Origin of the sequence: Nonomuraea sp. H19 (assembly GCF_052068215.1) — a bacterium.
Lineage (GTDB): Bacteria > Actinomycetota > Actinomycetes > Streptosporangiales > Streptosporangiaceae > Nonomuraea.
Window position 1 is genome coordinate 610,067 of the sequence record NZ_JBQHCV010000001.1, and the last position, 22,258, is coordinate 632,324.

Annotated in this window: 21 protein-coding genes; 13 read left to right on the forward strand and 8 right to left on the reverse strand. The window is 72.8% G+C overall.

Annotated features, from left to right (window positions below):
* Positions 1–4: 4 nt before the first annotated feature.
* Genes ACTMTI_RS02800 through ACTMTI_RS02810 form a run of 3 tightly spaced genes read left to right on the forward strand, consistent with a single transcriptional unit; the run spans position 5 to position 2,677 of the window.
* On the forward strand, positions 5–1,081 hold the full coding sequence (locus ACTMTI_RS02800; protein WP_441117983.1) for an alanine racemase: 1,077 nt from the start codon (positions 5–7) through the stop codon (positions 1,079–1,081).
* A gap of 9 nt (positions 1,082–1,090) precedes the next feature.
* Entirely contained in the window at positions 1,091–1,471 is a 381-nt protein-coding gene (locus ACTMTI_RS02805) for a RidA family protein (protein ID WP_441117984.1), read from the forward strand.
* Positions 1,472–1,480: 9 nt separating this feature from the next.
* Positions 1,481–2,677: a hypothetical protein gene (locus ACTMTI_RS02810; protein WP_441117985.1), complete on the forward strand. Its 1,197-nt coding sequence runs from the start codon at positions 1,481–1,483 to the stop codon at positions 2,675–2,677.
* A 22-nt stretch (positions 2,678–2,699) separates the two neighbouring features.
* On the opposite strand, the gene ACTMTI_RS02815 is transcribed toward ACTMTI_RS02810, so the two are convergent.
* Both ACTMTI_RS02815 and ACTMTI_RS02820 read right to left on the reverse strand, forming a co-directional pair.
* Positions 2,700–3,239 carry a TetR/AcrR family transcriptional regulator gene (locus tag ACTMTI_RS02815; protein WP_441117986.1) on the reverse strand — a complete coding sequence of 180 codons (540 nt, stop codon included), beginning with the start codon at positions 3,237–3,239 and terminating at the stop codon, positions 2,700–2,702.
* 5 nt (positions 3,240–3,244) lie between these two features.
* The gene (locus ACTMTI_RS02820) at positions 3,245–3,859 is read right to left on the reverse strand and encodes a LysE family translocator (protein ID WP_441117987.1); all 615 of its coding nucleotides are present in this window, start codon (positions 3,857–3,859) and stop codon (positions 3,245–3,247) included.
* Positions 3,860–3,960: 101 nt separating this feature from the next.
* Here ACTMTI_RS02820 and ACTMTI_RS02825 point away from each other — a divergent pair, with 101 nt between their 5' ends.
* Positions 3,961–6,714, forward strand: a complete 2,754-nt coding sequence (locus tag ACTMTI_RS02825; RefSeq protein ID WP_441117988.1) for an ATP-binding protein — start codon at positions 3,961–3,963, stop codon at positions 6,712–6,714.
* Between the two features lie 198 nt (positions 6,715–6,912).
* Positions 6,913–7,455 carry a hypothetical protein gene (locus ACTMTI_RS02830; protein WP_441117989.1) on the forward strand — a complete coding sequence of 181 codons (543 nt, stop codon included), beginning with the start codon at positions 6,913–6,915 and terminating at the stop codon, positions 7,453–7,455.
* An 82-nt stretch (positions 7,456–7,537) separates the two neighbouring features.
* On the opposite strand, the gene ACTMTI_RS02835 is transcribed toward ACTMTI_RS02830, so the two are convergent.
* The gene (locus tag ACTMTI_RS02835) at positions 7,538–8,689 is read right to left on the reverse strand and encodes a hypothetical protein (protein WP_441117990.1); all 1,152 of its coding nucleotides are present in this window, start codon (positions 8,687–8,689) and stop codon (positions 7,538–7,540) included.
* 189 nt (positions 8,690–8,878) lie between these two features.
* On the opposite strand from ACTMTI_RS02835, the gene ACTMTI_RS02840 reads away from it, so the two are divergent.
* From ACTMTI_RS02840 to ACTMTI_RS02850, 3 genes are all read left to right on the forward strand, one after another.
* Entirely contained in the window at positions 8,879–9,640 is a 762-nt protein-coding gene (locus ACTMTI_RS02840; protein ID WP_441117991.1) for an alpha/beta fold hydrolase, read from the forward strand.
* Positions 9,633–11,006: a hypothetical protein gene (locus ACTMTI_RS02845; protein WP_441117992.1), complete on the forward strand. Its 1,374-nt coding sequence runs from the start codon at positions 9,633–9,635 to the stop codon at positions 11,004–11,006. Before ACTMTI_RS02840 ends, ACTMTI_RS02845 begins: the two co-directional genes overlap by 8 nt.
* Positions 11,007–11,085: 79 nt before the next feature.
* Positions 11,086–11,514, forward strand: coding sequence for an archease (locus ACTMTI_RS02850; RefSeq protein WP_441117993.1), 429 nt, complete (start codon positions 11,086–11,088; stop codon positions 11,512–11,514).
* Here ACTMTI_RS02850 and ACTMTI_RS02855 read toward each other — a convergent pair.
* The 4 genes from ACTMTI_RS02855 to ACTMTI_RS02870 form a co-directional block, all read right to left on the reverse strand.
* Positions 11,511–12,935 (reverse strand): RtcB family protein, encoded by a 1,425-nt coding sequence (locus ACTMTI_RS02855; RefSeq protein WP_441118146.1) that lies wholly within the window; start codon positions 12,933–12,935, stop codon positions 11,511–11,513. The two genes, ACTMTI_RS02850 and ACTMTI_RS02855, sit on opposite strands and share 4 nt — an antisense overlap.
* 243 nt (positions 12,936–13,178) lie before the next feature.
* Complete coding sequence (locus tag ACTMTI_RS02860) at positions 13,179–13,613, reverse strand: CBS domain-containing protein (RefSeq protein ID WP_441117994.1); 435 nt, start codon at positions 13,611–13,613, stop codon at positions 13,179–13,181.
* 91 nt (positions 13,614–13,704) lie between these two features.
* Positions 13,705–14,562, reverse strand: coding sequence for a BtrH N-terminal domain-containing protein (locus tag ACTMTI_RS02865; RefSeq protein WP_441117995.1), 858 nt, complete (start codon positions 14,560–14,562; stop codon positions 13,705–13,707).
* A gap of 3 nt (positions 14,563–14,565) precedes the next feature.
* Positions 14,566–14,721, reverse strand: a complete 156-nt coding sequence (locus ACTMTI_RS02870; protein WP_441117996.1) for a hypothetical protein — start codon at positions 14,719–14,721, stop codon at positions 14,566–14,568.
* A gap of 385 nt (positions 14,722–15,106) precedes the next feature.
* Here ACTMTI_RS02870 and ACTMTI_RS02875 point away from each other — a divergent pair, with 385 nt between their 5' ends.
* Together ACTMTI_RS02875 and ACTMTI_RS02880 are read left to right on the forward strand one after the other, a co-directional pair.
* Positions 15,107–16,075 carry a CapA family protein gene (locus tag ACTMTI_RS02875; RefSeq protein ID WP_441117997.1) on the forward strand — a complete coding sequence of 323 codons (969 nt, stop codon included), beginning with the start codon at positions 15,107–15,109 and terminating at the stop codon, positions 16,073–16,075.
* An 83-nt stretch (positions 16,076–16,158) separates the two neighbouring features.
* Positions 16,159–17,487, forward strand: a complete 1,329-nt coding sequence (locus ACTMTI_RS02880) for an acyltransferase family protein (protein WP_441117998.1) — start codon at positions 16,159–16,161, stop codon at positions 17,485–17,487.
* Here ACTMTI_RS02880 and ACTMTI_RS02885 read toward each other — a convergent pair.
* Positions 17,475–17,900, reverse strand: a complete 426-nt coding sequence (locus ACTMTI_RS02885; RefSeq protein WP_441117999.1) for a YbhB/YbcL family Raf kinase inhibitor-like protein — start codon at positions 17,898–17,900, stop codon at positions 17,475–17,477. The two genes, ACTMTI_RS02880 and ACTMTI_RS02885, sit on opposite strands and share 13 nt — an antisense overlap.
* A 240-nt stretch (positions 17,901–18,140) precedes the next feature.
* Here ACTMTI_RS02885 and ACTMTI_RS02890 point away from each other — a divergent pair, with 240 nt between their 5' ends.
* The 3 genes from ACTMTI_RS02890 to ACTMTI_RS02900 are packed head-to-tail and all read left to right on the forward strand — an operon-like array spanning position 18,141 to position 22,242.
* A complete protein-coding gene (locus tag ACTMTI_RS02890) occupies positions 18,141–19,511 on the forward strand; it encodes an ABC transporter substrate-binding protein (RefSeq protein WP_441118000.1) in 1,371 nt (456 codons plus the stop codon).
* A complete protein-coding gene (locus ACTMTI_RS02895; RefSeq protein WP_441118001.1) occupies positions 19,508–21,253 on the forward strand; it encodes an ABC transporter permease subunit in 1,746 nt (581 codons plus the stop codon). The genes ACTMTI_RS02890 and ACTMTI_RS02895 overlap by 4 nt, the downstream gene beginning before the upstream one ends.
* A complete protein-coding gene (locus tag ACTMTI_RS02900; protein WP_441118002.1) occupies positions 21,250–22,242 on the forward strand; it encodes an ABC transporter ATP-binding protein in 993 nt (330 codons plus the stop codon). The genes ACTMTI_RS02895 and ACTMTI_RS02900 overlap by 4 nt, the downstream gene beginning before the upstream one ends.
* Positions 22,243–22,258 lie beyond the last annotated feature (16 nt).

Sequence of the window (22,258 nt, forward strand, 5' to 3'; positions counted from 1 at the left end):
TTCTGTGCAGGCCGTCATCGGGCAATCGATCTTCGCAGGCGGGCTCGGCTTCCCACTGATGGTGGTGCGCCGGGACGCGTTGGAGCACAACGTCGTGACGATGGCGGCCTTCGTCCGGGATCACGGGCTGGAGCTGGCGCCGCACGCGAAGACGCACATGTCCGCCGAGATCGCCGCCATGCAGCTCGCCGCGGGCGGTTGGGGGCTGACCGTCGCGATGCCGCGGCAGGCGCAGGCCGTCCGGGGGTTCGGCGTCGATCGCATCATGGTGGCCAACCAGGTCGTCGATCCGGCGGGGCTCGACTGGGCGGCAGGGGAGCTGGAGCGGGATCCGGCGTTCGAGTTCCTGACCTTCGCCGACTCCGTGACCGGGGTGGGCATTCTCGCCGGTCACGCCGGGTCCCGGCCGTTCCGGGTGCTGGTGGAGCTGGGGCACGAAGGCGGTCGGGCCGGGTGCCGGAGCCTCGACGAGCTGCTGCGGGTGGCAGCGTACGTGCAGGAAACCCCAGGGGTCGAGCTGGCCGGGGTCGCGGGGTACGAGGGCGGGCTGAAGAGCGGCGATGAGGTCCGGAAATATCTGGATTCGCTGCAGGAGGCCGTCGAGCACGTCCGCGTCCGGAACCCGATCCTCAGCGTGGGCGGCAGCCAGTGGTTCGACGTGATCGGGCGCGAACTCGTCGCCACCCAGGCCAAGATCCTGCTGCGCAGCGGCGCGTACGTCACCCACGACGACGGCTACTACCGCGAGCGCACGCCGTTCAACCGGATGGAGGGGGAGCTGCGGCCCGCGCTGGAGGTGTGGGCGCACGTGCTGTCCACCCCGGAGCCGGGGCTGGCGATCGTCGGCATGGGCAAGCGGGACGCGCCCTATGACGAGGGCCTGCCCATCCCGCGGCGGGGCGGCGTCACCGTCGTGACCATGCAGGACCAGCACACGATCGTACGGGCCGACGGACTCAAGCCCGGCGACCTGCTGGCTTTCGGCATTTCCCATCCCTGCACGGCGTTCGACAAGTGGCGCGTGCTGCCCCTGGTGGACCGGGACTACCGTGTCGTTGGCACTATCACCACCAATTTCTAGGGAGACCTTGTGAAAAAGGAGCTCAGGACCAGCGAGGGCGCCGCCCCGGTAGGGGCGTACTCGCAGGGTCTGGTCGTCGGCGACTTCGTCTACACCTCCGGCATGGGGCCGCTCGACCCGCACACCGGCGAGATCGTCGGCGACGACGTCGCGGCCCAGACGCACCAGGTCATGCGCAATCTCGGCGCCATCCTCGCCGCGCACGGCCTCGGCTTCGACGACGTGATCAAGTCCACGGTCCACCTGCAGCACCTCAAGCGCGACTTCGCCGCGTACAACGAGGTGTACAAGTCGTACTTCAGCCAGCCGTACCCCGTACGCACCACCGTGGGGTCGGAGCTGATGAACATCCTGGTGGAGATCGACTTCGTCGCGCACAAGAGCGCATAAGGTCGGCATGTGGACAGTTCGGTTTACGTCTTCGTCGAGGACCTGCGCGGCGAGGGCGTCGAGCGGGTGCTCGACAGGCTCAGCGAGTACGGCGCAGGCGGCATCACCGTCGGAGCCGTGCACCACGCCTCCCGCGATGTCACCCCGCACGGGCTGTCCAGGCTGACCGTCCGGCACGACGGGGCGCACTTCGCCCCGCCGGCCGACCTGTTCGCCGGGCTGCGGCTGGCGCCGGTTCCCGGCTATCTGGATGCGTTCGACGGGCTTCGGGACGCCTGTGCGAAGCGATCCATGAAGCTCCACGGATGGACGGTCTTCCTGCGCAACGCCACGATCGGCATGGAACATCCGGATGTGACGGTACGCGACTGCTTCGGCGACCGCGGCTCGCCGGCCGACCTGTGCCCGGCGCATCCGGATGTGCGCGAATACGCCGTCGCGCTGGCCAGAGCGGTGGCCAGGCTGGGGGTCGACAGCGTGGTGGCCGAGTCGCTGCACTTCCAGCCGCTCCAGGCGCAGCGCTCGTTCGTGCCGCTCGGGCCGATGGACGCCTACCTGTTCGGGCTCTGCTTCTGCGACTACTGCCTGCGCCGGGCCACCGACCTGGGCGTGAACGCGGAGGTGGCGCGGGAGGAGTGCGCCGGGATCGTGGGGCGGGTGTTCGACGGCGACGCACCCGCGCAGGGCGAGGTCACCCGGGCGGCGCTGACCGCCTATGCCGGGCCCGACGTCGTGGCCTACGCCCGGGCCAGGTCCGAGACCGTCACGACGCTGGTGTCGGAAGTGGCGTCGGCGGTCGCCGAGGAGGGCTCCAAGCTGGTGTTCATCGACGCCACCGGGGCCGTCAAGGGGTACGCCGACGGGCTGCCCACACCCGGCCTCGCCGCCCACGACGCCTGGCAGCTCGGGGTCGACCTGGTGGCCCTGGGGGATCTGGTGCCGGCGTTCGGGGTGCTGGCCTATGCGCGTGACGCGGCTCGGGTGGCCGACGACGTGGGGGCCTACCTGCGGTCTGTGGGCAAGGATCGGGAGGTGCGGGCGGTGCTGCGGCCTGGACACCCCGACAGCGACTCGACGGACCGGCTGGTGGCCAAGGCCCGGGGGGCGAAGGCGGCGGGGGCGCTGGCGGTGGACTTCTACGCGTACGGGCTGGTGCCGCACCCGGTGCTCGACCGCATCCCTGCGGCGCTGTCGGAAGCTCTGTAGCGCCGGGCTCTGTGGAGCGGGGTCAGATGCCGTCGAGGAGCGCGGCGACCGCCTCGTCGGCGAAGTCGTCCGTGACGGGCAGGCCCCTGAACACCGCTCGCACCCACACGGCCCCGGCCAGTAGGTCGACGATCAGCATCGGGTCGACCGACTCCTTCAGCTCTCCGCGCCGTACCGCCCGTTCGAAGATCTCGCGTTCCCGGGCGAAGCGGTCGGCGAAGAAGTGGCGCGCGTCCAGCTCGGGGTGACGGACGGCGGCGGCGAGCGCGGTGACGGCGATGTCGCTGCCCGGAGGCTCCGTGAGAAGCCGTTTGACGCCCGCCACGAGCGCCACCAGGTCACCGCGCAGGCTCCCGGTGTCCGGCGGGTCGAACCCCAGCACGTCCGCCTCCACCAGCGCCGCCCCCAGCAGCGCGCCCTTCGACGGCCACCAGCGGTAGATCGTCGTCTTGTTGACGCCGGAGCGCTCGGCGACCCCCTCGACGGTCAGCCCGTCGTAGCCCTTCTCCGCGACCAGCCGCAGGGTCGCATCGAAGATTTCCTGCTGCTTCCTCGGCGCCATACGGGTCATTTTCTCCCAGCGAACGCCGTGGCGACTCCCAGGCCGAGGTAGACGACGCCGCTGACGTACCGCAGGGTCTTGGCGTGCCGGTTGAGGCGGGTGCCGAGGGCGCCGGCCGTGCACGCGTACACGATGTCCGACAGCAGTCCCAGGAGCAGCAGCGTCAGGCCGAACTGCGCGATTTGCAGCGCGGGTGAGCCCGCGGCGGGGTCCACGAACTGCGGCAGGAACGCCAGGAAGAACAGCGCCACCTTCGGGTTCAGCACGTTGACCAGCACGCCTTCGAGGAAGACCTTGCCCAGCGGCTGCGGGGGCGGCGCCGCGCCCTCCTCCTGCTTGCCGGTGAACGCGCGGATCCCCAGGTAGACGAGGTACGCCACGCCGGCCCACTTGATGATCGCGAACAGCGTGGCGGACTGCGAGATCACGTATGACAGGCCCGCCGCGGCGGCGGCGATGTGCACGAGCGTGCCGGCTTCCACGCCGAAAGCGCTGGCCAGCCCCGCCGCCCTGCCCTGGGCGAGCCCTCTGGTGGTGATGTAGAGGTGGTTCGGCCCGGGGATCAGGACCAGGGCGAGCGAGGCGCCGACGAACAAGGCGAAAGTCGTTGGAGGGATCACGAAAGAGCAGCTTAAGATGGCTTTGGTAGGCCAATAAGGGCCAATTGTGGCCTAGTTTGCTGGACCAATGGATGTCAGTGGGGCGTGGCATAGTTTCCGACATGAACGGTCTTCTCGTCGGGCGCGCTGCTGAGCTGGCCAGACTCGTGCGGGTGCTGCGATCCGCCATCGAGGGCACGGCCGGCGTCGCGCTCGTCGGCGGGGACGCCGGCATCGGCAAGACCCGGCTGGTCGCCGAGCTGGTCGCGCAGGCCCGCGAGCGCGGCTTCAACGTGCTGGTCGGCCAGTGCGCCGAGCTGGGCGACGCGCTGCCCTACCTGCCGCTGGCCGACGCGCTGCGCGGCGCGGAGCCGGCCGTGCGGGAGGCGGCCGCCGCGCATCCGATGCTGGGCCAGCTGCTTCCCGGCATGGAGAGCGTGCCCTCGACCGGGCTCACCCAGCAGCGGCTGTTCGGCTCGCTGCTGGGGCTGCTGTCCGGCGTGCAACCGGTGCTGTTCGTGATCGAGGACCTGCACTGGGCCGACCGCTCCACCCGCGACCTGCTGGTCTTCCTCAGCCGCATGGTGCAGACCGAGCAGGTCTGCGTCGTCGGCACCTACCGCACCGACGATCTCCACCGCCGCCACCCGCTGCGCTCCGTGCTGGCCGAGCTGAAGCGGCTGCCGACCGTGACGGGCGTCGAGCTGGGACCGCTGGGCTCGGGGGATATGTCGGACTATGTCGCCACCTTGGGTGCGGTGGACGCCCGGGAGCTGGGCGAGATCGTCTCGCGGGCCGACGGCAATCCGTTCTACGCGGAGGAGCTGTTCGCGGCCCTGGCGGAGGGCGACAGCCTGCCCGACGGGCTGGCCAGCCTGCTGATGTCCAGGGTCGAGGTGCTGTCGGAGGCCGGGCAGCGCGTGCTGCGGGCCGCCGCCGTGGCCGGCCGGCGGGTGGAGGACGAGCTGCTGCGGGAGGTGTCGGGGCTGCCGCTCGCCGAGTTCGAGGAGGCGGTCCGGGAGATCGTCTCGCGCGGGCTGCTCAGGGTCGACGGTTACGGTTACGCCTTCCGCCACGCGCTGCTGCAGGAGGCCGTCTACACCGATTTGCTGCCCGGCGAGCGCACGCGGCTGCACGCCGCCTTCGCCCGCCTCCTGACGTCCCCGGCCGAGCTGGCGCACCACTACCTCGCCGGCCACGACCTGGCGGGCGCGCTGGCGGCCTCCGCGGAGGCGGGGCGGCTGGCCGAGCGGCTCGGCGCGCCCGCCGAGGCACACAGCCACTACGACCAGGCACTGGGCCTGTGGGATCGCGTGGAGAACGCGGCGGAGCTGGCCGGGGAGAGCCGCGCCAGGCTGGCCTTCCGCAGCGCCGTCATGGCGGCCGACAGCGGCGACAACCACCGGGCGGTCGTCCAGCTACGGGCCCTGTCGCCGACGTCCGAGGTCTGCGAGCGGCTCGCGTACTACCTCTACGAGACCGACGACCAGACAGGCGCCATCGCGGCGGCCGAGCGCGCGGTCCAGAGCGCGGAGGACGAGTCCACGCGGGCCCGCGCACTGGCCACCCACGCCCGCACGCTGCTGTGGAGCCCTCGCCACCGGGAGGTGGAGGCCCTCGCCACCAGGGCACTGGAAACCGCCCGCGCCGCGGGCGCCAGGGACGCCGAGGTCGGCGCGCTCCTCACGCTGGCCACCCACGTGGAATACCGGGGCGACGTGGCCAGGGCCCACGAGCTGGTCCAGACCGCCTCCGCCCAGGACACCGGCGACCTCGCCATGGACCTGCGCGCCCGCTTCCACCATGCCCGCATCCACTACGACCAGGGGCTGCTGGCCGAGGCGGCCGAGGCGGCCGACGAGGGCATCCGCATGGCCTTCGAGACCGGGCTCAAGTGGAGCACCTACGGCACCGACCTGCGCTTCCTGCGCTTCCTCATCCACTACGTGGCGGGCGAGTGGGACCAGGCGGAGGCGGTCGCCGGCAGCTTCGGCGCCCGGGTCGGCACCCTCCACGAGGCGACCCTGTCGTCGTTCGCGCTGTTCATCGAGGTGGCGCGGGGCCTGCCGGCGGTCGAGGGCCGGCTCGGCTGGCTGCGGCCGTTCTGGTCGGACGAGCTGGCCTCCTACATGTCCAGGGGCCTGGCCGCCGAGCACGCCCTCTGGCAGGGCGACCCGGCCACGGCCCTTGAGCACGTTCGCGCGGTCATGGCCACGCTGATCCCGGGGGAGGCGGGCATCCTGCGGCTCGCCACCGTCGGGCTGTGGGCCCTGGCCGAGCTCGGCACCACCGAGGGCGCCGACGACCTGCTGTCCCGTGCCCGTTTCGCGATCGAGCACGGCTTCACCGGCGAGGGCGGGCACCTGGGGCCCGAAGGGCGGGCGTGGGCCCTGCGGGCCGAGGCCGAGTGGCAGCGCGTCCACGGGCGTCATGACGTGGAGCTGTGGCGGCGGGTGGTGTCGGCGTTCGACTTCGGCTTCGTCTACGAGGTCGCGCGGACCCGGTGGCGATTGGCCGAGGCCCTGCTCGTGGCCGGCGACCGGGAGGCGGCGCAGGCGGAGTGGGAGCTCGCCAGGGAGGCGGCGGGCAAGCTGCGGGCGGCGCCGCTGGAGAACGCGCTGCTGGAGTTCGGGCGGCGGGCCCGCTTCGGCGGCGGCGGACCAGGCGGCGGCGGGCCGGGCGGCGGGTTGACGGCTCGCGAGGTCGAGGTGCTGCGGCTGGTCGCGGAGGGGCTGACGAATCGGGAGATCGCGGAGCGGCTGTTCATCGCGCACAAGACGGTGAGCGTGCACGTGTCCAACATCCTGGGCAAGCTGGAGGTCTCCACCCGCACCCAGGCGGCCGCCGCGGCGCGGCAGCGGGGATTGCTGACTTAGCGGGTCGAGTCAGGCGCGAGACGCTGTGGATCCCGCTGCGGCGCGGCATGACATCTTGACCGCCACGAACAGGCGCTTTGGGCGATCTTTGCGCTACGGCTCGTAGCGTCCATTGATCGAGAACCTCTCACTGGAGGGCGGCGGCGGCCGCCATTTCGTCCGCCGTTGCCTTGTCCTGTCCTCGAAAGGAGCAGCTCCATGTCACCTCTCGCCAAAGCTCTGCCCGCCCTCGCCGCGCTCGGGATGTCCTCCCTGTTCCTCGCCACCCCGCAGGCCGCGTACGCCGCCGACTCGATCGCCTGCGCGGCCTCCGGGGAGACCCACTTCACCCCCGGCGTGCAGATGGTCGCCCAGTCCCAGATCGTCACCTACCAGGGCGACCACCGCGGCTGCGTCGACCACAGCGGCATGGGGATCACCTCCGCCCGCATCACCGCGAGCTTCAACCACGTGAACCTGAGCTGCGTGGCCAGCCACTTCGGCACGGGCAGCGGCACGGCCACCATCGACTGGACCATGAACGGCAGGAAGCAGACCAGCACGGCCCACATCACGATCGACGAGACGGTGCTCAACACCGCGAGGGTGTCCGGCATCGTGACCAGCGGCGCGTTCACCGGCCGGCAGTTCACCGGCGAGTTCGACACGAGCCTGCTCAAGGGCGGCGGGCAGTGCACCGTGGGGGCGCTCTTCGGCGGGGTGACGAGCGCGGGCTTCAACGGGCACTTCAGCATCGGCTGAGCAGGCGGAACGCGTGGCGGGCCGGTGCCTGGGGATTTCCCGGCCGGCCCGCCCCGCTGTGGTCGATGGCGCGCCCCGCGCTTCAGCTGGTGATCGTCAGATCGCGCGTGATGAAGTAACCCGCGAGGTCGGACTGCAGGTACGCGTGGAACGTCGCGGCCCTGGCCTTGGCCGACTTGTCCGCGGTGACGATCGTGACGACCACGTACTTCTTGGACGCGCCCGAGCGGATCTTCCCGTACGCGTACGTGCTGTGGGCCTTGTCCTTGCGCCACGTCACAGCGTCCGAGGAGAGCTTCGCCAGCCGCGCCGCGGTCGTCTTGGCGGCCTTGTCGCTGGGGAAGGACATCGTGATCTGTACCGCCTTGAGATGCCCGCTGTAGGCGGTGTAGGCGACCTGGACGGCGCGCTCGCACTTGTTCTTGGCCAGCACGCCCATGCCGTCCACCGGGTCGCAGGTGCCGTACGTCCAGCCGGCGACCTTGTCGGCCTTGAACTTGACGCCGCCCAGGCGGAAGTCCCAGTCGTCGAACTCGGCGTGCGTGATCGGCGATCCCGCGTCGGCCTCCTTCGAGGTGGGCGGGGTCTCGGTAGGCGTCGTCGGCGGCTCGGCGGGCTCGGAGGCCGGCGGGTCCGACGGCGGGTCCGACGGCGGGTCCGACGGGGGGTCGGACTGCGGCGGCGTCGCGGGGACGGTCGGGACGGTGCTCGGCAGGGCGATGTTCGGCGCCGGTCCGGAGGAGCTGAGGTAGACGTACGCGCCCACCCCGCCGCCGCCCAGGAGGACCACGGCCAAGGCGATCGCCAATCCGATGATCAGGCCGTTGCTGCGCTTGGCGGGCGGCCTGTACTGCGCCGGTGGCGACTGATACGGGTTGCCGGGAGCGTGCGGGTTCTGCGCCCCGTACGGGTTCTGCGGTCCGTGCGGGTTCGGTGGTCCCTGCGGGCTCTGTGGTCCGTACGGGTTCTGCGGTCCGTGCGGGTTCTGCGGTCCGTACGGTCCGGCGCCCTCGCCGGGCGGCGGGCCGTAGCCGGGCTGTGGGGTCGTCGGCCCAGGGGCGGGACCGTAACCCGGTTGCGGAGGTGTCTGTCCCGGCGGCGGGCCGTACCCGGGTTGCGGAGGTCCCGTTGGGGGGCCGTACCCCGGCTGGCCGGGTCCCTGCGGTGCTCCTTGCGCCTGCGGGCCCCACGGTCCTTGCGGGTGAGGCTGCGGAGGCTGCGGAGGGTATGCCATTCCTCCATTCTGGTGCAGACCATCACCATGTGTCCCAACCGCCCCACCATGCGCAACCGCCGCGCTGATCCAGCCCGCGCCCGCGGCCGAGCCCGGCGCTCCTGCGGGGTCACCGCAACGCCGTAGAACTCGGGGGTTTCACGTCGTTCATACGGGCACCTGTGCATGTGCACCCATAGGAGTGATCGGATGGAACGCACACGACTCGAACGGCGGACGGTCAAGGTCGGCGAATGGGAGGTGACCGGATGGCGGCGCGTCCCGCCGAGTGCGGACCGTACCCCGCCCGTGGTCTGCGTACATGGGGCCGGCGTGTCGAGCAGGGAACTGCGGCCGCTGGTCGCGGCGCTCGGGGAGCACGTGCCGGCCTGGACCGTGGACCTGCCGGGATTCGGGCAGAGCACCAAGCCGCCCTACCCGCTCGGCCTGCCCGCGCTCGCCGACGCGCTGGCTGACTGGCTGGAGGCCGCGGGTCTGCCACCCGTCTGCATGGCGGGCTCCTCTTTCGGCTGCCAGATCGCCGTGGACGTGGCGGTGCGTTACCCGGAACGGGTGCGCTCGCTCGTGCTGATCGGGCCCACGGTCGATCCGATGGCGCGGTCCTGGTCGCGACAGATCATCAGATGGCTGCGCAACTCCGTGCGGGAGGATCCGCGCATGACGCCGCTCAACGCCGCCGACTACCGGGACGCGGGGCTGCGGCAGGTCCTGGCCAGCTTCCGCGCGGCGATGCGCGACCGCGTGGAGGACAAACTGCCGCACGTCGCCGTGCCCACACTCGTGGTCAGGGGCGAGTTCGACAGGATGGTGCCGCAGGACTGGGCCGAGGAGGTCACCCGCAGGACGCCGTTAGCCCGGCTGGTCGTCGTGCCGGGGGCGCCGCACATGATCCCGTTCCGTGATCCCGCGGCTCTGGCGCCGATCATCAGGGGGTTCGCGGCCGATGGCTGAATACGTCGCCTCCTTCGACTCGGCCACCGGCATGCTGCGTGCGCTCTCCCGCTACCTGCGCGGACGTGACGTTCCCATGCTGGGGCAGCTTCCCGCCGCCGTGGAGCCGACCGTGTGCGGGGCGCTGGCGGCGGCCAACCGGCTGCCGCGCCGCGTGGCCGAGCGTGCGTACGCGCTGACCGGATGGAGCGAGGCGAGCGCGCCCGCGAAGCTGGCCGCGCTGCGCTCCGACCGGCTCGCGGAGTGGATCGTCGGGCACTACCCGCGCCGTCGCTATCCGGTGGTGTTCGTCGGCTCGGCGTCGGGCGCGCTCGTGCACCTGGCCGCGGCGCTCGGCGCGCCGTGGCTTCCCCAGACCCTCCTCGTCCCGGTACGCCAGCGCGGCGGCCACCCCGACGCGCCCCGGGACAGCCTGCGCCTGAGCCGCCCGGCCGGTGAGGCCATGCTCGCCGCCAACCCGGGCCTGATCCTGCACCACATGCACGACGCGAACCAGGACCGCCTGATGATCGCGGGAATGTCCTATTTCCGGATCAAGTGGCGCCGGCTGCCGCCTGCCTACCAGCGGTTCCTGCGGGAGTGCCTGGCCCCCGGCGGCACGCTGGTCGTCGCCGACTGCACGCTGCGCTGGCCGACGACCCGCATCGCCGACCGGTACGTCTTCCAGCACGGCGCGATCGGCGGTCTCACCCCCGACGAGTACCGCCAGGGCACCCCGGAGATCGCCCGCTACCTGGCGGCGCACGGATCGCCCTATCGCCACTGGGACGCCCCCGAGCCGGACGGCGACAGCCCGGAGGCGGAGTGGGGATTCGAGCCCGAGCTGATGGACGACCTGCGGCAGGCGGCCCCCCGGGTGGCCCGGCTGCGCTTCGCCGACCCGGAGGCCCTCAGCCCGGCGGTGGCCGACCTCTACAAGTCCTGGTACGGCCGGCGCGGCATCCCGGGCGACCGGCTGCTGGTGGAGTCGTTCGTGCTGCTGGAGCCGTGGTGGACGATGCGGACCGGATCGGTGCCGTTCTGGATGGTCTTCAACGCCGAGCAGTCGCGCCGGGCGCTGCTGGCGTACCTCGACCAGGTGGACCCGTACGACGAGATCCGCCTGACCCTCTTCTCGCACGGGGTGGAGTCGCCGGGGAGCGCTCCGATCAGCGCGTGGCAGGAGGCGCTGGAGAGGGCGCGGAAGATCGGGGTCTTCGCCGGCGTCGACCCCCGCGCGTACCCCCGCGATTTCGCCGTCTTCGCCCGCGCGCACCGCGAGCTGTCCCGGGTGCGGACCACCTATCCGATGCCGCTGGCCATGCCCCTGTCCGAGGCGGAGGCCGCGCTGACGGCACGCGACGACCTGGCGTGGACCGTCGACTGACCCGCGGCAGGTGGAAAGGAGGGCAACTCTTGAAGGTGCCAGGATTCCCGGCGGCCCGGCTAGCTGCTGGAGTGGCCGTATGAGCAGAGGTGGTCACCGCGCGGTGCCGCACACCGCCGACATCGCGGTGGAGGCATGGGCCGACAGCCGGGAGGGCTGCCTGGCGGAGGCGGTGCGGGGCCTGGTGGAGACCTTCGCCGACGTCGAGGGGGCGCGGCCCGACGACTGCGTGACGTTCGTGGTGACCGAGGAGAGCGACGAAGAGGTGCTCGTCGCGGTGCTGCAAGAGGTGATCTACCAGATCGAGGTGTCCGGCCGGCTGGCCGTGGACGTGTCGACCGACGAGCCGACGGAATTCCCGGTGGAGCGAGTGGAGGTACGGCTCGCCACGGTCCCGGTGGAGACGGTGGAGCAGATCGGCGCGATGCCCAAGGCGGTATCCGTGCACAAGCTGCGGTTCGGACGGATTGACGGGATGTGGCAGGCGCACATCGTGGTGGACGTCTAGCCCTTGACCACGCCCACCGGGGTGAGCTTGGCCACCTTGCGGGCCAGGCCCGCCTGGACACATGCCTCGACCACCGCGTCCAAATCCTTGTACGCCTGCGGCGTCTCCTCGGTCAGCCCGCGCGCCGAGGCGCCGCGGACCGCGATCCCGGCGTGCGCCAGCTCCGCCCGCAACATGCTGGCCCTGGTGGTCTTGACGGCCTGGTGGCGGCTCAGCCGGCGACCGGCTCCGTGGCAGGCCGAGGCGAAGGCGGGCGCGTCCGGCACCCCGGCCAGCACGTACGAGCCCACCCCCATCGAGCCGGGCACCAGCACCGGCTGCCCCACCGCGCGCAGGTCGGCCGGCAGGTCCTCGTGGCCCGGCGGCAACGCGAGCGTGGCGCCCTTGCGGTGCACGCACAGGCGCCGGGACCGGCCGCCCACCTGGTGGGTTTCCAGCTTGGCGAGGTTGTGCGACACGTCGTACAGCAGGCTCAGCTCGCCCTGTCCGATGGCCCGCTCGAAGGCGCGGCGGGCGGCCTGGCCGAGCAGTTGCCGGTTGGCCCGGCCGTAGTTGGCGGCGGCCGCCATCGCCGCGAGATACGCCTGGCCCTCCTCAGAGGTGACCGGCGCGCAGGCGAGCTGCCGGTCCGGCACGCTGATGCCGTACCGGGTCATGGCCGACTCCATGCGCCGTACGAAGTCGGTGCAGATCTGGTGGCCCAGCCCGCGCGACCCGGTGTGGATCATGACGCACACCCGGCCCGGCCACAGCCCGTACGCCTGCGCGATCGCCTCGTCGTAGACCTCGGCCACGGCCTCGACCTCCAGGAAGTGGTTGCCCGAGCCCAGGCTGCCGACCTGCTGCAGGCCGCGCTCGCGCGCCCGGGTGCCGATCGCGGCGGGGTCGGCGTCGGCGACGGCCCCACGGTCCTCGCAGCGCGCCAGGTCGCCCGGCTCGCCGTGGCCGCGCTCGACGGCGTACCGGGCGCCGCCCGCCAGGATCTCCGCCAGCTCGGACTGGTCGCGCAGCCGCCACACCGCGCCCTTGCTCATGCCGCGCGGGATCGCCGCGTCCAGAGCGTCCATCAGCGTGGTCAGACGCGGTCGCAGCGCGTCGACGTGCAGGTCGGCGAGCAGCAGGCGGACGCCGCAGGAGATGTCGAAGCCCACCCCGCCGGGCGAGACCACGCCGCCCGCCTCGACGTCGGTGGCCGCCACGCCGCCGATCGGGAACCCGTAGCCCCAGTGCATGTCGGGCATCGCGTACGCGGCCTCGACGATGCCGGGCAGCGTGGCCACCGCCGCGACCTGGGCCAGCGCCTGGTCCGCCGACAGGTCGGGCAGCAGCTCCCGGGTGGCGAACACCACCCCGGGCACCCGCATCGCCCCCTCGGGTTCGATCCGCCACCGGTACGGCCGTTCCTCGACCAGTTGCACCATCACGGTCACCCCTCTGAGGCCGCCTACCCCGCGCGCAGGCGCCGGAACGTCGATGCCCGCCGTCAGGCTTGGCCTGGTCGGCGTCGGGGCGATGAACTCCCCGCGCTATCGTCCCGCCGGATTGCCGGCCTGCTCGCGCGGGCACCGCGTGCTGCTATCCGAGAGTGGGGCGTCGAGGGCCGTACGTACCGGGCATGAGACGGGGCCCCGGCCGGGGCCCCGTGCGGTCGGACGATGCTCGGGTCAGGAGGGTGCGTAGACCCGGTGGACGAACTCTGCGAGCTTGTTGTCGGGCAGTTCCTTCGCCAGGTCGGCTTCACTGACCATGCCCACGATCCGGTGGTTGTCGATCACGGGAAGCCGCTTGATCTGGTGTTGCTCCATCTTCTGGAGTGCCTCTTCGACGCTGCTGCTCGCCTCCACCCACACGAGACCGTGGGCGAGCTCGCCTGCCGTGGTGCGCTCGAGGTCCTTGCCCTCGGCGCAGCACTTGATCACGATGTCCCGGTCGGTGATGATGCCCTTGAGCCGGTCGTCGTCCCCGCAGATCGGCAGCGCGCCGACGGACAGGTCACGCATCATCTGCGCGGCCCTGCGCAGGCTGTCGCGCTCGCCGATGCACTCGGCCCCTTGGTGCATCACATCCTGGACCCTCTTGCCGATTCCGGGTGTGCTCATTGATGCCTCCCCGAGAAGTATTGACGGACCTTCAAGGGGAGCCCCTACCCCCCAGATGGCGGATCATGGGCAGGTGTCGCGGAGACCTCCGCTACGCCCGCCGCAGCAGCTCCACACCACGTTCTTCGGTCTGTACGACCTGCGCCACCAGCTCGGCCAGCTCCGCGAACGACGCCCGCCCGGCGGCGGCCGCGGCCACCCCTGACCACTGCCTGCCTGCCTCCCGGTAGACGGCGGCGGCCGCGCCGTGGCCGGTCTCGGACAGGAAGCCGGCGTAGAGCGGGCGGGTGGCGCCGGGGGCGGTGTATTCGACCTCCAGGCAGTCGTGCAGCCGGTCGAGCACGGGGTCCCGGTCGGGGAACCGGCGGGTCCAGCCCTGCTTGCCGGTGGTGTCGGCGAGCTGGGCGGCCAGCTTGCGCATGCCCGAGAGCCCGAAGTTGACGTCGAAGGCGTTGCCCAGCACCGGCCCGGTCAGCTTGGCCGCGGTGTCCCTGATGGCCCCGGCCACATCGGGCGGCCCGGCCGCGGCGCCGGTGACCTCGATGAGCTGGTGCTTGGCCTTCTTCAGCGCCGACCAGGCCGCCAGGAAACCGGCCAGCGGCAGCTCGCCGGGCTGGTCGTCGTGGACGTGCACGGTGTCGCCGGCGATGCGGGTCACCGCGACGTCCACGGGGTCGGGGAACGGCAGGGAGGGCCGCCACGGCAGGGAGTGGCGGGCGACGGTGCAGATGGGCCGATGTCCGGCGTCGAGGGCGGCGCGCAGGTTGCGCTCGGCGACCTTCGCCGAGCCGGTCCGCCGGATCTCGTGCGGGATGCCGGCGCGTTCCAGGGCCCGCGGGATCATCGGCTCGGGGTGCGCCTGGGCCACGATGGTCAGCATCGGGGCGTGCCCTTCGTACTCGAAGACGGAGTACATGAACCCGATGCCGCCGCCGAGCCCGAGCAGCATGGCCTAGGAGTGGCCGCCGCCCAGGACATCGCGCAGCAGCGCGGACTCGTGGTGGTGCGCGGCGCGGGCGGTGACGTGGCGCAGGGCGGTGGTGTAGGACTCGCCCGTCCTGGCCATGCGGTCGCGGACGCGGCGCTTGAGATGCTTGTGCTCGGTCATGGTGACTGACTCCCGAGGCGGCCCCGCGCAAGGACCCACGCTCCGGCTGCACGGCCCGCCGTCCAGAGAGAACCGGCACGATCGAGGCGGCGCCCCGAGGACATCGATCCCCTCAGCCTTCGCACAGCCGCGCGGCGTGGGCGCGCGGTCAGAAGGTCGGGCGCAGGACGGCGCCGCGCCTAGATTACCGGGAACGCCCGCCTGACGCGACCCCCGCCCGGCCCGCCGCCGCGGGTGCCGGCCCTGCCCGTGAGCTGGGGAGACGCCGGTTTCATCGCCGCCTGTCAGGTATGTATGGGCGCCCCGCGGCCCAGCGCATCGGCCAGGGGGGCGCGCTGGGGTCGCGGGCGCGTTTGAGCACGTCATTGCGAGGCAGGGGACTCTCGTGACTGTCACGCTCGCGCTGGCGGGTGACACGATGCTCGGCCGTGGCGTCGCCGACCTGCTGGCGAAGTCCGCCGACCCGGAGGCGTACCTGTCGGACGGTGTCCGCGCGTATCTCGCCGAGGCCGACGCGACACTGCTGAACCTCGAATGCTGCGTCTCCGACCGCGGCAGCCCGTGGACCGCGCCCGGCAAGATCTTCCATTTCCGCGCCCCGCCGCAGGCCGCGGAGCTGCTCGCCGAGCTCGGCGTGCGCTGCGTCATGTTGGCCAACAACCACGCGCTGGACTACGGCCATGACGCGCTGCTGGACACCCTTGCCCGGCTGGAACACGTGGAGATCCGCGCGGCGGGTGCGGGCGCCACCGTGGACCAGGCGCGCGAGCCGGTCGTCCTCGCCGTACGAGGGCTGCGCATCGCCGTGATCTCCGTGACCGACCACCCGGAGGACTACGCGGCCACGCCGGACCGGCCCGGTGTGGCCTACGCGGACCTGCCCTCCGGCGTCCCGCCCTGGCTGACCGACACGGTGGCCAGGATGCGGATGGAAACCGACGCCGTGCTGGTCAGCCCCCATTGGGGACCCAACATGACGGCCGGTCCGCAACCCTACATCCGCGCCGCGGCGACGATCCTGGCCGACGCGGGCGCGACGCTGATCGCCGGCCACTCCGCGCACGTCGCACACGGTGTGACGCCGCCGGTCCTGTACGACATGGGCGACTTCCTCGACGACTACGCGGTGGACCCGGACCTGCGTAACGACCTGTCGCTGCTGTTCCTGGTGACCATCGACGAGCTCGGTCCGGTACGGCTGCGGGCCGTGCCGCTCAAACTCGACTACTGCCGCACTGTCCTGGCCGATGGTGAAGAGCGCTCCTGGCTGGGCCGGCGCTTCATCAGCGCGTGCCAGGCGCTCGGCACGGCGGCCGCCTGGGAGGACGACCTGCTGGTCGCGGACCTGCGGTGAGCCGACCGGCGAGGCCACGAAGAGAGGATGCCATGCGACACAACGGCTCGGGCTACGGCCGCCGATAGCGCGACGGAGCACCGGTGCGGCGGAGCGTGATGGGGGAGATGCGGCGGCTGGCCGAGCAGACCCCGGCGCATCGGGATCGCCACGTCGACCTGCTCCGCGCCGTCGCGATCAGCGCCGTGGTCACCGGCCACTGGCTGGCGGTGCACGTGACCTACGACGGGGGCCTGCGCGGCGGCAGCGCGCTGGAGCTCGTGCCGTGGACCCGCCCGCTGACCTGGCTGTTCCAGGTCATGCCGGTCTTCTTCCTGGTCGGCGGGTACGCCAACGCCGCCTCCCTGTCCTCGCACCGCGAGCGCGGCGGCAACCCCATGAGCTGGACGCTCGGCCGTACCGACCGGCTCATCCGCCCCACCACCGCCCTGCTGGCCGTGCTGGCGGGGACGGCCCTCCTGGCCAGGGCGCTGGGCGCCGATCCCGCGATGATCGGCGCCGGGGTGTGGGTGGCCGGGATCCCGCTGTGGTTCCTGGCGGCCTACCTGGCCGTGGTGGTCCTCACCCCGCTGACGCATGCCGTGCATCGCCGGTACGGCCTGGCCGTGCCGGCAGTGCTGGCCGCGCTGGTCGGCCTCGGTGACGTCGCCCGGCTGGGGCTGGGCATTCCCGAGCTCCGCGTGCTGGGCGCGGCCAACTTCCTGCTCGCCTGGCTGGCCGTCTATCAGCTCGGCTTCGCCTGGCAGGACGGGCGCCTGCGGGCCCGGCGGAGCGTCGGGCTGCCTCTGGCGCTCGCCGGGCTGATCGCCCTGGTGGCGCTCACCGTGCCCGGCCCCTATCCGGTCAGCATGGTGGGGCTCGCGGGAGATGAGATCCAGAACACCTCGCCGCCCACGCTGGCTCTGCTGGCACTGGCCCTGACGCAGACAGGGCTGGCTCTGGCGAGTCACGACGCGGCCGAGAGGTGGCTGCGGCGGCTACGCCCGTGGACCGTCGTCGTGGCGGTCAACTCGGTGATCATGACGCTGTACCTGTGGCACATGACCGCCGCCGTGCTGGGCGCGCTGGCGCTTTACCCGACCGGGCTGCTGCCGGACCCGCCGCCCGGATCGCCCGCGTGGGTGCTGTTGCGCGTGCCCTGGCTCGTCGCGCTCGCCCTGATCCTGGGTGTGCTGGTCATGGTGTTCGGGCCGATCGAGCGGCGTAGTGGTCCGCGACCTGGACCGGGTGACGCGGTGGGCGCCCTGACCCTGCTGGGCCTGGCCGGTGTGCTGGCCGGGCTCCTCGGCATCGCGCTGGCGGGACCGGGCGACCACGGCCCGGCCGGCCTGTCGACGGCGGCGCTGATCGGCTACTTCGCCGGCGCCGCCGTGCTGCGTTTCGCCCGGTGGCGCAGCGGTCACCGGGCGTAGGTGCCGACCAGCGTGCCGGAGGCCAGCACCTTTTCGTCGAGCGCGCGCTGGAGGTCCGCTGCCGAGAACCCGCCGGTCAGGCCGGTCGGCTCGGACAGGGCGTAGAGACGGAAGAGGTAGCGGTGCTCGTCACCCGGTGGCGGATGCGGCCCGCCGTACCCCTGAGTGCCGAAGTCGTTGCGGCCGACGGCGAAGCCCTTCAGTTCGGCCCCGGCGTCCAGCCCGGTGGTGTCCGGCGGGATGCCGGCGACCAGCCAGTGGGTGAACGTGCCGCCTGGGGCGTCCGGATCCTCGCAGAGCAGCGCCAGCTCGGCCGCCCCTTCAGGTACGCCGGCCCACTCCAGGTGCGGTGAGACGTCGCCGGCCTCGTGGGAGTGCTCGCGCGGGATCATCGCGTAATCGTTGAAAGCCATGCTGCGTAGCGCTATTCCAGCCATGCTCATCCGCTTCCCCACAGGCAGGCTCCGACACCATCTGAACATGGAAACGGTTTTCATGCTACTCTCTCGATCGCCGATCCCCTCAACTCTGGACAAACCGTGCGCAACCGCAGCTTTTTCCTGGCCCTCGCGGCAACGTGTTCGCTGGCCGCGTGCTCTGTCCCGGCGGGCGGACAGAGCGCGGACTCCACAGGTGGCCGGATCAAGGTGGCGATGCTCCAGCCGCCGCGCTCGGGCCTGTCCCCGTTCAGCGACGACGCCTTCAAGCTGTCGCGCTGGTCCACCGCCGAGACCCTGGTCAACCTGGACGAGAAGGGCGACGCACGACCGGCGCTGGCCACCGCGTGGTCCCGGACCTCCGAACGGGCCTGGGAGTTCACCATCCGCCAGGGCGTGACCTTCCACGACGGCACCCCGTTGACCGCCCAGGTCGCCGCGGGCGCGCTGACCCGCGCGAGCCAGGTCACCCCCAAACCGCGCATCCTCGACGGCGTCGAGCTGACCGCCACGGCCGAGGGCGGCAAGCTCATCGTGACCACCGGCGAGCCCGATCCGCTGGTGCCGCACCGCCTGTCCTCGCCGCAGCTGTCGATCCTCGCCGAACGCGCGTACGCCACGGGCGGCAAGGTCGATCCGGTCGGCACCGGCACCGGACCCTTCAAGCTGACCAAGGTCAACGGCACCACGACCGCCACCCTCGATCGCTACGACGGCTACTGGGGCGAGAAGGCCAAGGCCGCCGGCATCGACGTCTCCTTCGTGCCGGACGGCACCGCCCGCGCCGCCGCCATCCGCAGCGGCGAGGCGCACATCGTCGAGGCGGTGCCGGTCTCCCAGGCCGCGCTGCTGGCGAAGGAGACGATCAGCGAGGTGCCGATGCCGCGCACCAACACGCTCTACCTGAACACCGCGTCGGGCCCCTTCAAGAGCGCCGGCCTGCGCGCCGCCGCGCGCGCCGCCATCGACGCCGGGCAACTGGTCAGCGGCGTGTACGAGGGCCGCGCCGACCTCGCGGCCGGCCTGCTGGGCCCCGCCCTCCCGTGGGCCGCCGCGGGCCGCAAGCCCCTGACCGAACGCACGCCCGCCGCGGCCGCCAAGGGCACGGGGATCACCCTGGCGACCTACTCCGACCGGGCCGAGCTGCCCGAGGTCGCCTCCGTGCTGCAACAGCAACTGCAGACCGCCGGCTTCGCGGTCAAGCTCGTCGTCCGCGAATACGCCCACATCGAGGAGGACGCGCTGGCCGGCAAGTTCGACGCGTTCATCCTCTCCCGGGCGACGATGCTGGACTCGGGCGACCCGGTGGCGTACATGCAGGCCGACTTCACCTGCGACGGCTCCTTCAACCTCGCCAAGCTGTGCGACGACGACATCGACAAGGCGGTGAAGAAGGCCGCGGCGACGGATGCCGGCCCCGCCAGGCGCGCGGCGATCCTCGAAGCGGAGGCCGCGATCCTGCGTACCGACGCCGCGATCCCGATGCTGCACGAGCGCGTCATCCAGGGCGATGCCACCACGGTGACAGGCTCGGCGAAGGACCCGCGCGAGCGGCTCCTGATCACCGCCGGCACCCGGCTGAAATGATCGCCCCACCGCTGCGCGAGCGCGCCGGCGTGCTGCTCTCGCGCACCGTCGCGGTCACCGCGCTCATCGTCGTGGTCGGGCTGCTGCCCTGGCTGTCCGGCCGGGACGCGGCCCTGTCGCTGTTGCGCGCCCGCTCGGCCGAGCAGGAGCCGACGCCGGAGGTCCTCGCGGCCATCCGGCGCGAGCTGGGCCTGGACGGCGGCCCCGTGCCGCTGTTCGGCGGCTGGCTGGGCGGCGTCCTGCGCGGCGACTTCGGCCGCTCCTGGGTGGACGGCAGCCCGGTGCTGCCCTCGATCCTGGCCGGCCTCGGCGTCTCGCTGACGCTGATGGCCGCGGCGCTGACCGTGACGCTGGCCCTGGTGTGCCTGCTGTGCGCGCCGACGCTGGTACGCGGCGCGCGCGGCACCCTGCGCGACCGCCGTGGCACGGGGGCCGCGGCGGCCGCGCTGGCCGCGCTGCCCGAGTTCCTCATCGCGACGCTGCTGCTGGTGACGCTGTCGGTGTGGCTGGGCTGGCTGCCGCCGTACGGCTGGCAGAACCCGCAGGACCTGGTGCTGCCCGCGCTCGCGCTGGGCATCCCGGCGGGCGGGATCTTGGGGCGGTTGGTGGACGACGCGCTGCCCGCGGTGTTCGCCGAGCCGTGGGTCGGGCTGTGGCGCTCGGCCGGTTGCCGGCCCGGCGTCATCGCGCGGGCGGCGCTGCGCCGCGCGCTGCCCGCTCTCGTGCCCCAGTTCGGGCTGGTGGCCGTGGGATTGACGGGAGGCGCGGTCGCCGTCGAGACGGTGTTCGCGGTGCCCGGCATCGGCAGGACGGCGCTGGGCGCGGCGGAGTCACAGGACCTCCCGCTGCTGCAGGGCGCGGTGCTCGCCCTCGTGCTCCTCGGCGTGCTCGCCGGAATGCTGGCGACGGCCGCCAGACGCTGGATGCTCGGTCCAGGGCTGCGCGACGCCGCGCTCTCGCTGCCCGCGCCCGCGACCGGCGGCGGTGGCCGGTCGCACCGCCTGGTCCCGGCCGCCTGCGCCGCCGTGCTGGGGGTGGCCGTCTGCTGGGGCCTGTTCCTCGACCCGCTGGCCATCGACGTGGGCGCCCGGCTGGCCGGGCCGAGCTGGGACCATCCGCTGGGCGCCGACGCGCTGGGCCGGGACGTCCTGGCCAGGGTCGGGCACGGCGCGGCGGCCACACTGGGGGTCGCGGCGCTGGTCAGCGTGGGCTCGTACGTGCTCTCCTTGGGCCTCGGCTTCCTGCCGGGACTGGCCTCGGGCGCCGCGGAGATCGCCAACGCGGTGCCGCCGGTGATCGCCGGCATCCTGGTCGCGGCGGCGCTGGGTCCCGGCGCCCTGGGCGCCTCCGTCGCGGTCGCCCTGGTCTCCTGGCCCGTGCTCGCCGCCCACGCGGCCGCCCTCGTCTCCGAGACCCGCGCGGCGGCCCACCTGGTTGCCCAGCGCGCCATCGGCTCCCCGCCCTCGTGGATCCTCACCCGCCATGTCCTGCCCGCCGTCGCCGGCCCGCTCGCCCGGCACGCGGTGCTGCGCCTGCCGGGCGTCGCCCTGGCCCTGGCGTCCCTCGGCTTCCTCGGCCTGGGCGCCCAGCCGCCCGCCCCCGAGTGGGGAGTGACACTGGCCGAGTCGCTGCCGTACGTCGAGCGCGCCCCGTGGGCGGCGCTGGCCCCGGCCGCGATGCTCCTGCTGCTGGCCGCGCTGGCGGTCTCCCTGTCCACGCACCGTGAGGGCCGCCCCGAATGACCGAGCCGTTGCTGCGCGTACGCGACCTGCGCGTCACCGCGCCATCCGCGGAGATCGTCCGGGGACTGTCCTTCGACGTGGCCCGCGGCGAGATGCTCGCGGTCGTCGGTGAGTCCGGCGCGGGCAAGTCGCTCACCGCGCGGGCGATCCTCGGACTGGTGCCGCCCGGCATGCGCGTCTCCGGCAGCGTACGCCTGGACGGGCTGGAATTGGCGGGCGCGCCGCAGCGCCGCTACCGGCAGGTACGCGGGCGGCGCGTCGCCTTCGTGCCGCAGGACGCGCTGTCGGTGCTCAGCCCCGTCCATACGGTCGGCGACCAGCTCGCGCTCGCCGCGCGGTCCGTGCGGCGGCTGAGCCGCAAAGCGGCCTGGGAGTGTGCGGTGGCCGCCCTGGAGCGAGTCGGCATCCCCGACGCGGCGCGGCGGGCGCGTGCCTACCCGCACGAGTTCTCCGGCGGGATGCGCCAGCGCGTGGTGATCGCCATGGCCACCGTCAACGACCCCGCCCTCGTCATCGCCGACGAGCCGACCACCGCCCTGGACCCCGTCGTCCAGGCCATGATCCTGCGCATGCTGGCGGACCTGCGCGAACAGTCGGGGCTGGCCGTGCTGCTGGTCACGCACGACCTGGCGGTGGCGGCCGCGCACGCCGAGCGGGTCCTGGTCATGTACGCGGGCCGGCAGGTCGAATCCGGCCCGGTCAAGCGGGTGCTGCGGCAGCCGCGTGCCCCCTACACCGGCGGGCTCATCGCGTCCCTCCCGCGGCGGGAGGCCGTGGAGCGGCGGCTGCCCGTGATCGCCGGCTCGCCGCCGCGGCCCGGCGCGCTGCCGCCCGGCTGCGCCTTCGAACCCCGCTGCCCGGCCGCCACCCACGCCTGCCAGGCGCTCGACCCCCAGCCGTACGACGTCGGCGATGGCCATCTGGTCGCCTGTCACCGCCTCGGCGAGCTGCCCGGCCCGGTGACCGCGCTGTTCCAGGGGTCCGCATGATGCCCGCCGGAGGGGC